Consider the following 15,938-nt stretch of genomic DNA (forward strand, 5'->3'; position numbering starts at 1 on the left):
CTATAGAGGTGGGGTGGGAAAACCGGGAAGGGAAGTGAACTGTAATACAATCAAATCTTCCATAACCAATCTCCTTGCATGCCTATAAAGTGCTTTTCCACTAAACCAGCAATTGCACTCATGGCACGTGACTTGCGGTGCTTTGCATCTGTTGGGATTCGTGCGGCAATCAAAGAAACCGTTTCATCATATTCAAGACATTTAGCGGTTGATGGAGCGCCTTCTTTACCCATATGAGACGAATTAGTTAATTGCTTATCTATTACTTGAAGAGCAATTTTTTGATTGCTACCTAATGATTGTTTCTTCTGAGTTATATTTTTTGAACTATCAAATAACGCTACGCAGGAAGTAATCGCAGTACCTTGCTCGTCAATACCAATAGGAACAATTTCTAGTTTAAAAGAGTGCGAATTTCCTGTTACGTCATCTTTAGATTTAGCCATGCTCCATTCAAAACGAGTATCTGATTTACTAACCTCAATTGCACCATCAAGTGCAGCATACAAACTCGAATGTCCACGTAATCCTTTAGTTGCGTCCTTACCTGTATGATGCACCAACAACACTATACCACCCACCAAATTTTGCAGCTTCTTAGCAGCAGCAATAATATTACCCATATCAACAGAGGAATTTTCATCTGCTCCTGGCGCAGCACGGTTTAAAGTATCGATTATCACTAGCCCACCAGCTCCTCCAGCAGTAATCACTGCTTTGGCTAGCTCCGAAATGTCATCACCCAATAAATCAAATGGCTGTGTAATAAATTTTAGAGTATCAGGCACGGGCCTTTTAAAATAGGAGCTCCAAGCCTTAATACGCTTCCCTATACCTGCTTCACCCTCTAGGCAAACATAAGTCACAGGAGTCTGCCTAACCTTACAACCAAACCAATAATCATCGCCTGCAGCAAGAGACAATCCCATATCTAAAGTAAGAAAACTTTTACCACTCCCACTAGCCCCATAAAGTGCAGCCAACCCTTCGGCAGGTAGCACACGCGCATTGGCGGAGCATTAAGAAGATCAGCACCAGAAAGCAGCTTATAACGCATTGTTGGAGCTTCCAGTCGTTCTAATAGATGGGCCAATGCCTCATAACCAAATTCAAGTGCATAATCATTTACATCATAATTTGAAGGCATATCTTGTGGTAACTCTATCCATTGGCCTCCAACAGTAGCAGCAATTTGAGCCGCATTACTCTCCTGCCCCCGATCAGGCACTATAATTAATTGAGCCTTAGGATATTTTTCACGCAGTACTTTAGCTACACGCGCTATACGAGATGCACCGAAGCAAACTACAGCAGGATCTTTTGTAGCTTCATTAATAGCCCAGGCATGCCCTATTCCCTCACAAAGATAAATAAGCTTGGTCATCTCATTTATTTTTCCAACTGAGAAAAAACCATCATTTAAATTTGCTGCAGGTAAATGCAATTTGTCACCTTTACCTGGTGGAATAAAATGTAATGTTTGAATTTGTTCATCACTTAGACAGGGAATAACAAGATACCCCGCAACATTTTGATTATTAATAATTAAAGGCGGGGCGTTTTCTGGGTATATCCTTAATCCATCTGGTTTGCCTTGTTTTCGTAAAATATATCCATGATTAGGTAGAGCCAGTTGGCAAAATTCCCATGTATGAAGAACGTGGTTAATTGTAGAGAGTTTATTATGAATCTGATGAAACTCTTTTTTATTTGAGTAATCATTTTTTTCAACCGAGCCAACCCAACCATTTTCTTTTGCCATATGAACAAGTGTTGCAACAGTTATAGATCCTGTTTCTTTAAATGATTCCCAAACTGTCCTGCAATCTTTTTCACATTTATAATTTCCAGCTGGCTTGCTCCAGTCATGAAAATCATCAAAATTCAATCCAGCAGATTTCGCAGCCATTCCAATACGAATCCACTTTTCACGAGGACAGCCGGAATCAAGAGCATTAAGTGCCGAACGAGCACGTTCTAATTCAATCATGCTTATTCTCCAATGCAGACTCCATTAACTCCAAAAGAGGTGAGAAGCAAAAGCTTATATGCTTTGGACCTTGATTGGTTTGTCCATTGTAGGTACTATATTTTTGTTGTCCTTTGTAAATGGCATAGATAGCCCCTTTAATCGTTGCAGCGATCTCGGGGCTCTTTTTTTCAAGCACCATGACTAACCCCTTTTACACCGTTATTTATTAATTGGCGTATGTCTTCCACTCGCCAAACAGTGATACGGGGGCCAAGCTTGATAGACTTAGGAAAACGGCCTGATTTGACTCCTTCCCACCAGGAAGATTTGCCGATGGGAATTAATGGAGGAATAGGAGGGTTAGCTTTTGAGTTTCCAAGTATTTGGGATAAGCGCAAATAACCTGTTTGAGGTAGTTGATACATGTTAGAACGTCCTTGTCTGGTATGAGTTAAGGACATCCTAAATGGGCTTTATTTCTCATTCACCGCAATTGCGGTAAACAGGTTATGCAATTGCGGAACTATTTATTTAAAGGATGCAAAGTCCTTCTACATTCGGGAATTTTACGAGAAAGATTGCTCTGTGAAAGCCCTGCGATACCTGTGCAATATGCTGAAATTGCGTCAATCAACTTATTATCGTTAACATATGAAGGATGCTTTTCTATACCCGGTATATTACCTTCTATAAAATCTAATAAAATTGCAACTATATTTTGATATGTAGTTTCCGTTCTAGGATGAATTTCCATACTGTTCTTATTTGTATCATTTTGCTTAGCGATATTTTTGTTACCTCTGTTAAACCATTCAAGTAGCTCGACTGGTAATGAAATTTCTTGTTGTATTGTCCATTCTATAAATTCAGAAAATGTAACATATCCTCCAAAACGACTTGAAATGAGTGCATAGCGTTTTTTGTATTCTTTTACAAAATCAAAGATCTCAGGTGTACGTGATATTTTTTCAAGATTAATTTGGTCAGGATTTCTGCCTAAAGATAACGCTACCAGCTGATCAATAGTAAAAGTTTCAAATTTGCACCAGTAATTAAAATCAGCCATTGCCCCTGGATGATTGTAGAATATTTTTTCCTCTTGATAAGCAATTAATTGGGTTTGTTCATTTACATCCATTTTGTTCATCCTTTACTTTAATTTAAATACTCAAAGCTCTTTTAATAACAACTATATTATTAGTGGAACAAGCTACTTGATGTTCGACCATTTCCCCCCAGGATTGCCAGGCTGCCTTTTGTTCCTCTGCATACACTGCTCGCTGATAGGTAGCTACCAATTTATTCAACGGTTGGTGATTAAGCATTTTCTCAATTACATGAGGTTCTGTTTTCAAGTATTCTCCCCATGCTGTAGCCGCTGACCTTCGAAGATCATGGACACTGAAAGAAGGTATATCCGCTAAAGGAGCATCAGAAGCTAGTTTCTTTTTTACTCCTGTCGATTTACCACGTAACCGTGCAATAGCGCCCGTCAAAGTATCTGTATGGATATGCCCCACATCTTTATAACTTCCCGTATCAAAAACAAATAAGGAATGTCCCGAAATAGGTAATAACGATTGGAGAATCTCAACAACTAGAGAAGAAAGATAGATTGTATGTGTTTGACGATTTTTTGTTCTCTCAGATGGTAGTACCCAAATACCTTCATTAAGACTTAACTCATCCCAACGCATACCCGCAATCTCACCGCGACGAGCACCAGTTAAAATGAGTAATTTAATGGCGCTAGTAAGTACTACGGACATAGACGAGATAGCAACATCTAATGACTGATTCGAGCCACATGCTTGATCTAAAGCCTGCCACAATCTACGTAATTCATTTAATGACAATACGCGATCACGTGGTTTACTAGCCGTTGCAGCAAAGTCTTTAGGTTTAAGCAATCGTGCAGGGTTTTGATCAATTAAATGGCGTGTAAGACCATAATCCATCATTAAATTTAAAGAAGATAATGCTTTTCTAGTTTCTTCTTTTATCCCTTTACGAGTCATGGCATCTAGTGCCATAGATAAATGAGCACGTGTTACATCTTTTGCTAATAAACCACCTAGTGGCTTTTGCAAATGCAGGCGCCAACGATCTTCATGGCGTTTAAGCCAAGTATCAGTTACCCGCTGTGTGATCTTTTCAAACTCAATCCAACGATCAAATAAAACCTGCATTGTGATTGCTTGCCTATTTTCAGCAATAGCTGCAGCCCTTGCTGTGCGCGGATCAATACCGTTATTTACAAGCTCCTGTAACTCTTTAATTTTATCACGCGCATCTTTTAAACTGAGTTCGTTAGGAGTACCGAGAGTCATGCGAATTAAGCGTTTATCACCAGGTAAACTATAAGAAAAAAGCCAGCTTTTTGCACCACTTGAACGTACTCGCAGAAAAAGTCCTTCACCGTCATGTAGCTTGTATTCTTTAGCACGAGGAGCTGCTTTTTCTACAGCTTTAGCAGTTAGTTTTCCCATCTATTTTCCTATAATCAACTTGGCAACAGGTTGTTGCCGAATTCGGGAGTCAGTGAATCCCGAATTGGTCAGCAGCTTGCTGACTAATTAAATTCGCTAATTGTGCAGGAGGTTCTTGCACAATTTAAGTTATGCCAACTAATTCTGACAAACAGTTATTAGGAAATTCCTAATAACTCCATTATGATCAATTTGTATTTTTTTATGAAAACATCAGTTATTAAGTAATTCTTAATAACTTAGTTTGCCAGGACTGTTATCTAACTAATCCGCACACTCTTTCAATTGTGCAACACTACGTTGCACAATTAGATCACTCGGCTTTTAAGTTTTTTGTTAATTCATGTTCAAGTTCTTCAATTGTCGGAAGACTTGTTTTTACCTCGTCTGGTAAAGTATCAGTTAACTTATATTCTGCGAGTCCAATAGGTTTATTAATATCACGTAATGCATATTCTGCTGTGGCGTTATCTTTTGTTTTACATAAAATAACCCCTATTGAAGGGTTGTCACTAGGGTGTCTTAGAAGATCATCTACAGCAGAAAGATAAAAGTTTAATTTGCCAGTATATTCAGGTTTGAATTCCTTATCTTTAAGTTCAATTACTACAAAACAGCGTAATTTTAAATGGTAAAAAAGGAGATCAATGTAATAATCTCTTTTGCTAATTTCCAAATGATATTGCCGGCCAACAAAAGCAAATCCAACCCCCAATTCAAGCAAGAATTTTTCCATATGCTGAATAAGAGCTTTTTCTACTTCGCGCTCATGTGCATCTTTTCCTAAACCAAGAAAATCAAAAAGATAAGGGTCTTTGAGAGTATTATTAGCAAGATCTGAGAGAGGCGATGACAATTGATTGTTAAAATTAGTAATAGCTTTGCCTTCCCTGCTATATAAATTAGATTCTATTTGCGCCACCAGACGTTGCCGTGACCAACCATGTGCTATCGCTTTATCCATGTAAAAAGAACGAGCAGGTTTTTCTTTGCAGGCAACTAATATAGTTACTAAATGAAACCATGGTAATTGGTCAGCAGCCTGCTGACTAATTTCCTCATGAGTAAAATTCTCTGCAAATAGCTTCATATACTTTAAATTAGTAGAACTGAAACCTTTCATTTCTGGAAAAGCTGATTTTAAATCCTTACTCAATTGGTCAATAACTTTAGCGCCCCATCCATGTTCTGCTTGAGATTGCAGAATCTGTGTGCCTATGTGATGGTAAAGTAAGATAACTTCTTGATTAACTTTAAGAACAGCTCGATATCGAGAGGCTTCTACTCGATGTTTAAGGCTATTGAAAAAAGTGATATAAGAAGCATCGATAATATTTTTGCTCATTGTTCCATTCACTATTGTGGGTACCTATATAGGTGCCTAAAATTATTTGGATTGAGATGCATTTTATCGGACAATACCAAACAAGACAACAGGTTAACAAGCTTATTATTAAAGGTTTTTTGTAACTTATCGAATTAATATGGACTCAAAACTTTGCGCCTCCTAAGGGGCAGATCAGCGCGCCAAATTGAACTCTCAGGGTGCAAATTGAAAGAATAATATGACAAAAATGCATGAGAATGAGTTCGAAAAGCAATAATATCCAGTGGAACCGACAATGCATTATTCCGTTTAGGCAATGATGTTGTTCACCTCCCTCGAATTTAGTGAGCGCTTGGAAGTATCAATAAACGATAGTGTCGCTAGCTCATGATAGATTTCAGCAATCCATGGCTGAAATCGAATCGCACAACGCGACAAGTATGCCTCCGGCGGCCCTGGCCGTCCTGCGTCCGTTCATTTTTTAGTCCCCTACGGGACGCACTTCCACAATGACTGACGCCTTTTCGTATGCCTTATATTTTGCCTGCGACAATACATCCGGCCCTAAGGCTACCAGGGACTACAGGCCTCGGTCTTCGACCTTCCTTGGCCTGTACGATTATCGCCTCTTGCTACGGCTTGCTTTAATCTTTTAATGTTTATAAATCATCAATCGCAGCAAACAAAGTAAAACTTACCGGCTTATTATTATCTTGTGGTTTTTCAAATCCTGAAACAACTCAAATATTTGGTTACTATTCAATTACAATAGCAACCAAATTATCACCACTGGAACTATTATGATAAATGTTTGCTATGCTCACCATGTAAAAGCCCATCCAGTATGGAATTTACTGAATTGTAATATGAATTAGTACTGAAAAGGGATTAATAAAAAAACATAAAAACTACGGTTTCATCCCCTGCATCCGTTTTAGGACTTTTAAGGTATGCGGTGTGCTGTGAGATGAAAATAAGCCGCATTTAATGTGAAAATATTGGCCTAATAACGAATTACTATCCAATGCTTTCTTTATAGCTTCTTGTTGTACTGTACCAGAGAGCACTTTGATATAATCCAGAGTTTGTCTTTGTTGTTGGGCAAGTATTTTTAAGCCTTTGGATGAGATGCATTTACCGCTGGTTAACACCTGATAGATGGATTCTCCGTTATTAGTTTGTTTTATTATTGCTTTGCAATCTCGTTCATTTATTATTAATTTTAATGGATTATCATCGTTTGGGGCAAAAAAACCATTAAGTATCTTATATAAAGCCCCATCTTTTTTAATGCGATTCAAAATGTGCGGTTTTTTTAAGATTATTTCTAAGGGATCCTGATTTAATTCCAGCACTATCTTTTCGGCTAACTTCATTGATTTACTGCTGACTTTCTTTTTTTGTAGGAGATGTTTTTTTATTTCAATAAATGTTAATAAAGCTGTTTTTTGCTGATTATTTGCTTCACGCAATAAATTTTGCTGCATTTTATAGCAAAAACGATTAATTAATTCTTGAGCGCGATTTTCTGACTCATCGTCGTTTTTTTGCAGGCAATATTCAGGGGCAGGCAGACCTGCTGCTAAAGCTTCTTTGGCGCTTAAGATGTGAATTAACATTGTTTTACGATCTTTATCACCCTGACGAAATCCTTTTAAAAAAAACTCACAAGCCTGTTCCCATTTTTTAATTTTATGTTTAGGAGATAAACCTTCTACACCACTCAGACAAAAAGTGCCCAGGCGATAAAAATCACTCGCTGTGAGTTCAGAAACTTCTTTTAAATAAGTGGTATATAAATCAAAGGCCTGTTGTTCTTCTTCGTTATATAAAGCGATTTTAAATTGAATATATTGTAAACGCGAATCATCATTCATCTTCGTGACAAAATCAATTAGCAGCTGTGTGAATTGTTCTTCCTCAGGTAATTTATTAATCAATTGGTGAATATATGGATAGAGAAGTGAATTTAATTCATTGGGATGTTGTGCAAACAATTCTTTTGCCGCTTCAATTTGATTGCTTTTTAAATAACATAACATCAGTGTATGTAGTGCCTCTAAACTTTTTGTCTGCTCAAAAATTTGTTTTAACAAGCTTAATATATTCACATCCTGCCCAATAAAATAAGATTGTTTAAAAAGAATCAGGGCAACAGCATAGTTCACTGGACCACCTTGACCATTGTAATGCATTAAAGCACGATACGTCATCGCTGTATAATTACCTAATTCAATAGCTCGCTCATAAAGAATAATAGCAGCAGCATAGTCCATTGGACCACCTTGGCTATATTGATACATGTAAGCGCGATTAGTCATCGCCAAACTACTACCTAATTTAATAGCTCGCTCATAAAGAGTAATGGCAGCAGCATAGTTCATTGGGCAACCTTGGTTATGCTGATGCATAAAAGCGCGATTATTCATCGCCCAACTATTACCTAATTCAATAGCTCGCTCATAAAGGGTAATGGCAGCAGCATAGTTCACTGGACCACCTTCGCCATCGTGATGCATAGAAGCGCGTCTATACATTGCTAAATCATTACCTAATTCAATAACTCGCTCATAAAGAATAATAGCAGCAGCATAGTTCACTGGACCACCTTGGCCATTGTGATGCATAGAAGCACGTCTATACATTGCTAAATCATTACCTAATTCTATAGCTCTCTCGTAAAGAGCAATGGCAGCAGTATAGTTCACTGGACCACCTTGACCATTCTCATGCATACAAGCGCGATTATTCATCGCTGTATTATTACCTAATTCAATAGCTCGTTCATAAAGGGTAATAGCAGCAGTATAGTTTACTGACCCTACCTGGCCATTCTCATGCATATAAGCGCGTAAGACTAAAGCATGAGAATCATTGGGATTTTGGATGAGCTTTTCTTCAAGAATAGTTATGGTCTCTTTAAGACAATTTTCACAAAATGCATTGGATAGTCGATAATTACTCCACTGCTCCCAAGCTCTTACATCGTCCTGCAAAACATCTTGTAATAATTGAGAAAAGTTCGGAATAGCCATCTACAACCTCTTTTAAAATATCACTTATACTTATGAGAGAGGCAATTATGGATTAAATAAAGTGTTATGCCAAATTTAAATTACCTAAAGCAGGGCTTGATTACTTCACTATTATCTAACTCAATATCCAGCTTAAATCCAGGCGCAATTGTAACTGTAAAAAGGTAAGGTGAGATCGTAGAAGAACTGTGAACGATCAGCCAGAATACCATTACGAATGTCGTTAAATACATTGAGCAGCAATCATGTTGATAAAAAAACAAATTTCAACTGATTATTGGTACTCTCGTTTAAGCTTCTTTTACGCAGAAAAATTTTATCGCTAATGTGAAAATGCACTCACTTATTATATTTTCTGTGGCATAAGTACTATTTGCAATGAGTAGAGAAGAATTGTTTTTCTTATGCGATGTCAGTTCAAATAAAATCAACATTAGATCGAACTATACACTTTTTGATTGTTACTACTTAGGTAAGGGTATGTATTCTTTATCATCACCTGGTATTTTTCCAAATTTACCATCTGTCCAATCCAATTTTGCTTGCTCTATTTTTTCTTTAGAACTGGCCACAAAATTCCACCAAAGATAACGCGGTTCTTCAAGTGCGGTACCACCAAGGATAATAATATTTGCATTGGAGACAGCACTGAGTTTGATTTCAAAACCAGTTTTAAGGATAAGCATTCTATTACTACTGAAATGAACATTGTTAATCATAATCTCTCCACTTAAGATGTAAATGGCGCGTTCTTCTGTTGTTGCTGGGACATTGATCGAGGCATAATTCCTAAGCGCGAATTCAACAAATAAAGCGTCATTTTGCGTGATGACCGGTGATTTTACTCCCATCCATTCGCCAGAAACTATACGTAGATTGATATCCTTAGTGTCAATATTGGTAGGTATAATACTGTTATCATAATGAGTAAAAGAAGGATTCATTTCTTCTTTATTTAGAGGTAAAGCTAGCCAACATTGTATGCCAAAAAGATGCTGAGGATGTTTACGCTCTTGTTGTGGTGTTCTTTCTGAATGCGCAATTCCTCGCCCTGCTGTCATCAGGTTAACATCTCCGGGTAAAATAATTTGATGATTTCCTAGTGTATCTCGGTGTTCTATGATTCCTTCAAACAAATAAGTCATCGTGGATAAACCAATATGAGGATGCGGACCTACATCTAACCCTTGGCCGGTGAGAAACTCCCCAGGACCTGCCTGATCCCAGAAAACAAATGGACCTACGGTCCTTTTTTCTTTAGATGGCAATACCCGCACTACTTGAAATCCACCCAGGTCAACAGATCGCGGAATAATTTCAATGCTAATTTGTCGTGGGCATTTTTTACGTTCACATAGTGGGTCTTTCGTATTAAAATAACTCATTAATTCATTCCATTTGTGTATTTGTATCCAACAAATGCATATTCCAATTCATGCCAATCACTAATTTGACTATCAACTTTGATCGACATTTTGTTTAAGTGTAATATCAATTTTCTTCATTCGCCAATTTATTGCTTGTGCACTTGCTAATGTTTTAAGACGCAAAAAATTAGAACCTTAGCAAACATCTAGGCTTCATTTAACATGGTCCATCCTTAATTACTATTTTTTTGAAATTTCATGAATTTCTGCAATATAACCACCAGGAAATTTAACTATGGCTGAAGTACGTTGTCCCGATACAAAAGGTGCAATAAGAATATTCACTCCAACTGTTTCTGCTTTAGTCAGTGTTTCTTTCAAATTGTCTACCTCATACCCTGTAAATTCACGTCCATAAGGCCAAGTTAAATGCCCATTAGTAACAATAACAAGCATTTTTCCAAAACCAGATTCAATAGCCACTCATCTATAAGTAGTTCCAGGCTGTTAACCAATCTCATTCCCTGGCACCCTGCTATCGTCTGATAAGATTTTCCCATTAGCAAAATGCGTGAAACTCTTGATAAAAGAGTTTGCACGATTGGGAGAAAGGTACACTCTATTTTCTGGAACTGAGGTTAATGGAGCATAATTAGGCAGAGTATTATGCCAATAGATTTGCATATTCACGCCACCAGGCCATTGGATAATTGCATCTCGGCCTATGGGATCAAGAAATGGTTCTACAATAACATCTGCTCCTGCAGCACGCGCTGCAGAGATAGCTTTATCAAAGTCATTCACTAGGTAACCAGTACGCTCAGCTCCAAAAGGATAAGGAATCGGAGTTTTGAAACCAAATACAGATATAGTACCTGCCGGTGTCAGCACCAGCTGCGACATAGTTTGACTAGGCGTTGGAGTTACTTGAAAAATGTCTTGTTTTGAAGTCTTTCCACCCAACGTTGCAGTAAAACTAGTAATAAATCGGTCAAATTCTTCTGGTACAACATAAACATGAGCTGTGTCATATTGAGCTCCAACAGCAAAACCCTTATTTTGAGCTGCATTTACCGACCAATGTGACAACATAAAGAGAATATAAACCCCTATTCCAATTTTTTTCATTTGCTACTCCTTGCAAAATAATGATTAAGTTATACACATCCTTTGTGTGTACAAATAAAGAAAATTATAATCCGAAAATTTTCCTCTGTATCTCAAAATAGACAATTTTGTTCAAAATAAGAACTGTGGTCTATATTTAACATACTAATCTGATGGGTTAAAACAATCATACAAGGAAAATGTTATGGACAAAAAAATTGAGCTATTAACTCCCAAAAATTCAGTTTTATTAATGATTGATTATCAACCACAAATGGCTTTCGGTGTTGTGAGTATTGATCGGCAATCTTTGAAGAATAATGCTGTAGCCTTGGCTAACGCTGCAAAATTATTCCAGGTCCCTACTATTCTTACCTCTGTGGAGACAGAAAGTTTTAGTGGTTTTATATGGCCAGAAATACTCGATGTATTCCCTAAAAATGACGTAATTGAACGTAGCAGCATGAACTCATGGGACTCCCAACAAGTAAGGCAACATGTTAACAGTACAGGCCGAAAAAAGTTAATTCTTGCAGGATTGTGGACTGAAGTATGTATCAACATGTGTGCTTTTTCAGCAATGCAAGATGGTTATGAAATTTATGTAGTTGAAGATGCTTGTGGTGGCACAAGTGAAATAGCACAACAATCCTCCATGAATCGAATGCAACAGGCTGGAGTTGTCCCTGTAACTTGGCAACAAATACTTCTTGAGTGGCAACGTGATTGGGCAAAAAAAGATACCTATGATGATGTCATGAACATTGTAAAAAAATTTAGTGGTGCCTACGGCATGGGCGTTGATTATGCTTATACAATGGTTCATAAACAAAGGTCACGAAGCGAATGGAAAGGTAAAATAGTTAAATAATATAGCTTTAAGAAACAGGTAAGAAACTACTCCTTAAGCCCTTCCTGATATAGTCGGAGCAATATCTTAGGTAAATGGTTTCTTTAATTCTGGGTTAATCAAGGGGAACCTCCTTATGGATGCAATTTATTACAACGGAAATTTTAAAGGCTCAGGTATCAGTAATAAAAAAATAACTGCCATTGCCATTAAAAATAATAAATTTGTTCAATTAGGTTCTGATGCAGAGGTTATAAAATTAAAAACTACCAAAACTTTATTGGTTGATTTGTTGCAAAAAACGGTGATTCCAGGATTAAATGATTCTCATATCCACTTAATTCGTGGTGGGCTAAATTTCAATATGGAGCTACGTTGGGATGGTATTAATACACTTAATGAAGCATTATTTTTACTTAAAGAACAAGCCGATCGTACGCCAGCGCCACAATGGGTTCGAGTGGTTGGGGGCTGGACTGAATTTCAATTCAAAGAAAGAAGAATGCCGACCTTAAATGAAGTCAATGCAGTTTCAAAAGACACTCCTGTTTTTATTCTTCATCTTTATGATCGAGCCTTGCTTAATAGAGCAGCCCTGAATGCCATTGGATATGATAAAAATACGAAAGAAATGCCAGGAACCCTAATTCAGCGTGATAAAAAAGGTAATCCTACTGGAATGTTAATTGCCAATCCTAACGCCATTATACTTTATTCTGCTTTAGCTCAAGGTCCCAAACTTAGACGTGAAGATCAAATCAATTCCACTTTACATTTTATGCGCGAATTAAACCGACTTGGTATAACCAGTGTAATTGATGCTGGTGGGGGTTTTCAAAATTATCCAGAGGATTATGAAATAATTCAACAACTTAATGAAGAGAATAAATTAACTTTAAGAATAGCTTACAATTTATTTACACAAAGGCCCGATCATGAACTAGAGGATTTTACCCATTGGACAAAAACTTCTAAATACCAACAAGGTAATGATTATTATCGCCATAATGGGGCTGGCGAAATGCTTGTTTTCTCAGCCGCCGATTTTGAAGACTTTTTACAACCGCGACCTGACTTACCTTCTGTAATGGAAGAACAGCTAAAACCTATTGTGAGGATTCTGGCAGAAAATAAATGGCCTTTTAGATTGCACGCAACATATGACGAATCAATTACTAGGGCCCTAACTGTTTACGAAGAAATCCATTCAGAGCACCCTATTAATAAATTACATTGGTTTTTCGATCATGCAGAAACTATTTCTGATCATTCTATTGAGCGAGTAAAAAAATTAGGGGGTGGTATAGCGATCCAAAACAGGATGGCTTTTCAAGGAGAGTATTTTAGTGAACGCTATGGGAAAGAACAAACCTTACGAACCCCGCCAATTAGCAAAATTCTTGAGGCAGGAATTCCAATTGGTATTGGTACAGATGCAACGCGAGTTTCGAGTTATAACCCATGGTTATGTCTTTATTGGTTAATTTCTGGAAAAACTGTAGGTGGACAATCACTTTACAATAAAGACAATATCCTTTCTAGGGAAAAAGCCTTGGAGCTTTATACTAAAGGAAGTGCTTGGTTTTCTAAAGAAGAGGATATGAAAGGTTCTTTTCTACCTAATCAATTAGCAGATTTTGCTGTTTTGTCCAAAGATTTCTTTTTGGTACCAGAAGAGGACATTAAAAACATTTATTCGTTAATGACGGTGGTTGGTGGGCAAATTGTCCATGCTTGCGATAGTTTTTCTCAATATAATCCTTCACTTCCACCAGTTAGTCCCTCTTGGTCTCCAGTTAACTATTATAGTGGTTATCATAGAAAAAAAGTACTCGCATCAATTAACCACAAATTCTGTCACCATCATCATTCTACTACTCTTTCTTGTCCTCATGGTTCTTGGCAATGGGGAGCATGTTTTTGCTGGGCATTTTAGTAATAAAAAGAGTGTTTATTGACTTTGTACTATTATTTAACATAATGAACAATAGCACATATGCGACCAATTTTATTCACATTTTATGCTAATTTTTTTAGAACCTCAGCCATCCTATTTATTTCATCATTTATATTGTAAATATGTGATAACGCATGCCAAATTTATATAGGCTGTCTACCATGATATGATGTTTTTTAAAGAATTTTATGGCCTTCTCTGGCTCAGAAAATTTTATAACAAATGTTCCACGACAATATAAAGGGTCTTGTGACGATAATACATTTAAAGCATATTCTTGGGCGCTATTTAATAATAATATTTGATTATGTTTATAAATGGTATTTATTCCAATATTTAGGATTGTTTCAATCCCTGAGTTTGCTAAATACAATGGAAATACCGATGGAGTTCCACCTAAAAATCGTAGTGCTGTCTTTGCATAGTGAAAATCATGAATATTTAAATTAAAGGAATATCTTGTGAGAACCAACCTACATCAACAGGGGTAAATTGTTCATAGTCATTTTAAGCTGGAGCCAATAATAAAATCAGTATCCCATTTCTGAACATCTATAGGAAGAATTCCTACAGATTGGGTAATATCAATAATACTGAAAATACCTTTTTCTTTAGTTATCTTCGTTATTTAAGAGCAATTCACAGTATGATTAAATTCGTGCTAGCATGATCAAGAGAATTAAATGGAGTTAATATGAATTTTAAGAAAAAAGTAGCTATTATTAATAGTGCGCGTACCCCTTTTGTCAAATCACAATCTCATTATCTAGGTAAATCCAATCAAGATTTGTTGGGAATAACTTTGGCTGATTTAATAAAAAGAAATCAACTGCAAAATCAATTATTGGGTGATGTAATTGCAGGAGCGGTAATGAATCATCCCTTTGATTGGAATCTTGCGCGCGAAGTTGTTTTAAGTAGCAAACTCTCTCCAGAAACTCCTGGTTTAACCATTCAACGTGCATGTGGTACAGGACTTGAGGCGATTAATCTTGTTGCTTTAAAAATTGCAGCAGAACAGATTGAGGTCGGTATAGGAGGCGGCACTGATACAAACTCCGACATTCCATTAATTACTCAAAGAACGCTTACTCATTTCTTAATTCATTGGCATCAAGCACATAGCTTAAAAGAAAAAATAGCTGCTCTTAAGAAATTCAGATTTGGCATGCTAAAACCACTATTGCCCGAAGTACGAGAACCAAAGACTGGATTATCAATGGGTCAACATTGTGAATTGATGGTAAAAGAATGGCATATTTCACGCACAGCTCAAGATGAATTGGCCCTTCGTTCCCATCAAAATGCAGCTCAAGCCTACGCTGCCGGATTTTATGACGATTTAATAACTCAAGTAAATGAATTAAAACGCGATACGATTACACGCAATAACACAACTATGGAAAAACTATCACGTTTAAAAACGGTATTTGACTCATCAGAAAAGGGTAGTCTTACCGCTGGGAACTCCACTCCTTTAACTGATGGTGCTGCGTTAGTATTATTAAGTTCTCCTGCATGGGCTAAAGCAAAGAATCAGAATATTTTAGCTTATTTTGTTGACTGCGAAGTGGCTGCGGTAGATTTTGTTCATGGAGCTGGATTACTTATGGCGCCTACTATTGCAGTTAGCCGAATGCTGGAAAGAAATAAACTTACATTACATGATTTTGACTATTACGAAATTCATGAAGCTTTTGCTGGCCAGGTTTTATGCACCTTAAAAGCATGGGAATCGGCCGAATATTGTCAGACTGTTTTAGGTACCAAACAACCGCTAGGCAGTATTGACCCACAAAAAATAAATATTAAAGGAGGTAGCCTTGCTTTAGGC

Annotated in this window: 15 protein-coding genes; 3 read left to right on the forward strand and 12 right to left on the reverse strand. The window is 37.1% G+C overall.

Going from position 1 to position 15,938, the window contains the following annotated elements:
* Positions 1-50 precede the first annotated feature (50 nt).
* From WA877_RS08340 to WA877_RS08390, 11 genes are all read right to left on the reverse strand, one after another.
* Positions 51-1,001, reverse strand: coding sequence for an AAA family ATPase (locus WA877_RS08340; RefSeq protein ID WP_425170457.1), 951 nt, complete (start codon positions 999-1,001; stop codon positions 51-53).
* Positions 932-1,990, reverse strand: coding sequence for a PriCT-2 domain-containing protein (locus tag WA877_RS08345; protein ID WP_425170458.1), 1,059 nt, complete (start codon positions 1,988-1,990; stop codon positions 932-934). Before WA877_RS08345 ends, WA877_RS08340 begins: the two co-directional genes overlap by 70 nt.
* Positions 1,983-2,171 (reverse strand): hypothetical protein, encoded by a 189-nt coding sequence (locus WA877_RS08350; protein ID WP_425170459.1) that lies wholly within the window; start codon positions 2,169-2,171, stop codon positions 1,983-1,985. The genes WA877_RS08345 and WA877_RS08350 overlap by 8 nt, the downstream gene beginning before the upstream one ends.
* The gene (locus WA877_RS08355; RefSeq protein ID WP_425170460.1) at positions 2,161-2,397 is read right to left on the reverse strand and encodes a helix-turn-helix transcriptional regulator; all 237 of its coding nucleotides are present in this window, start codon (positions 2,395-2,397) and stop codon (positions 2,161-2,163) included. The genes WA877_RS08350 and WA877_RS08355 overlap by 11 nt, the downstream gene beginning before the upstream one ends.
* Before the next feature lie 98 nt (positions 2,398-2,495).
* Positions 2,496-3,110, reverse strand: a complete 615-nt coding sequence (locus WA877_RS08360) for a hypothetical protein (RefSeq protein ID WP_425170461.1) — start codon at positions 3,108-3,110, stop codon at positions 2,496-2,498.
* Positions 3,111-3,132: 22 nt separating this feature from the next.
* Complete coding sequence (locus WA877_RS08365; protein WP_425170462.1) at positions 3,133-4,461, reverse strand: tyrosine-type recombinase/integrase; 1,329 nt, start codon at positions 4,459-4,461, stop codon at positions 3,133-3,135.
* A 313-nt stretch (positions 4,462-4,774) separates the two neighbouring features.
* Entirely contained in the window at positions 4,775-5,806 is a 1,032-nt protein-coding gene (locus WA877_RS08370; RefSeq protein ID WP_425170463.1) for a PDDEXK nuclease domain-containing protein, read from the reverse strand.
* A gap of 890 nt (positions 5,807-6,696) precedes the next feature.
* A complete protein-coding gene (locus WA877_RS08375) occupies positions 6,697-8,823 on the reverse strand; it encodes a hypothetical protein (protein WP_425170464.1) in 2,127 nt (708 codons plus the stop codon).
* A gap of 464 nt (positions 8,824-9,287) precedes the next feature.
* Complete coding sequence (locus tag WA877_RS08380) at positions 9,288-10,208, reverse strand: pirin family protein (RefSeq protein WP_425170465.1); 921 nt, start codon at positions 10,206-10,208, stop codon at positions 9,288-9,290.
* 222 nt (positions 10,209-10,430) lie between these two features.
* Entirely contained in the window at positions 10,431-10,673 is a 243-nt protein-coding gene (locus WA877_RS08385) for a hypothetical protein (protein WP_425170466.1), read from the reverse strand.
* A gap of 24 nt (positions 10,674-10,697) precedes the next feature.
* Complete coding sequence (locus WA877_RS08390) at positions 10,698-11,318, reverse strand: hypothetical protein (protein WP_425170467.1); 621 nt, start codon at positions 11,316-11,318, stop codon at positions 10,698-10,700.
* Positions 11,319-11,502: 184 nt separating this feature from the next.
* Between WA877_RS08390 and WA877_RS08395 the strand changes: the two genes are divergently transcribed.
* Both WA877_RS08395 and WA877_RS08400 read left to right on the forward strand, forming a co-directional pair.
* Positions 11,503-12,168 carry an isochorismatase family protein gene (locus WA877_RS08395; RefSeq protein ID WP_425170468.1) on the forward strand — a complete coding sequence of 222 codons (666 nt, stop codon included), beginning with the start codon at positions 11,503-11,505 and terminating at the stop codon, positions 12,166-12,168.
* A gap of 115 nt (positions 12,169-12,283) precedes the next feature.
* The gene (locus tag WA877_RS08400) at positions 12,284-14,083 is read left to right on the forward strand and encodes an amidohydrolase (protein ID WP_425170469.1); all 1,800 of its coding nucleotides are present in this window, start codon (positions 12,284-12,286) and stop codon (positions 14,081-14,083) included.
* 523 nt (positions 14,084-14,606) lie between these two features.
* Here WA877_RS08400 and WA877_RS08405 read toward each other — a convergent pair.
* Complete coding sequence (locus WA877_RS08405; RefSeq protein WP_425170471.1) at positions 14,607-14,732, reverse strand: aminotransferase class V-fold PLP-dependent enzyme; 126 nt, start codon at positions 14,730-14,732, stop codon at positions 14,607-14,609.
* A gap of 66 nt (positions 14,733-14,798) precedes the next feature.
* Between WA877_RS08405 and WA877_RS08410 the strand changes: the two genes are divergently transcribed.
* Positions 14,799-15,938 (forward strand): acetyl-CoA C-acyltransferase (locus tag WA877_RS08410; RefSeq protein ID WP_425170470.1); only part of this gene is annotated, 1,140 nt, incomplete at its 3' end.

Origin of the sequence: Legionella sp., from assembly GCF_049790535.1 — a bacterium.
In the GTDB taxonomy this organism is placed as follows: Bacteria; Pseudomonadota; Gammaproteobacteria; order Legionellales; family Legionellaceae; genus Legionella.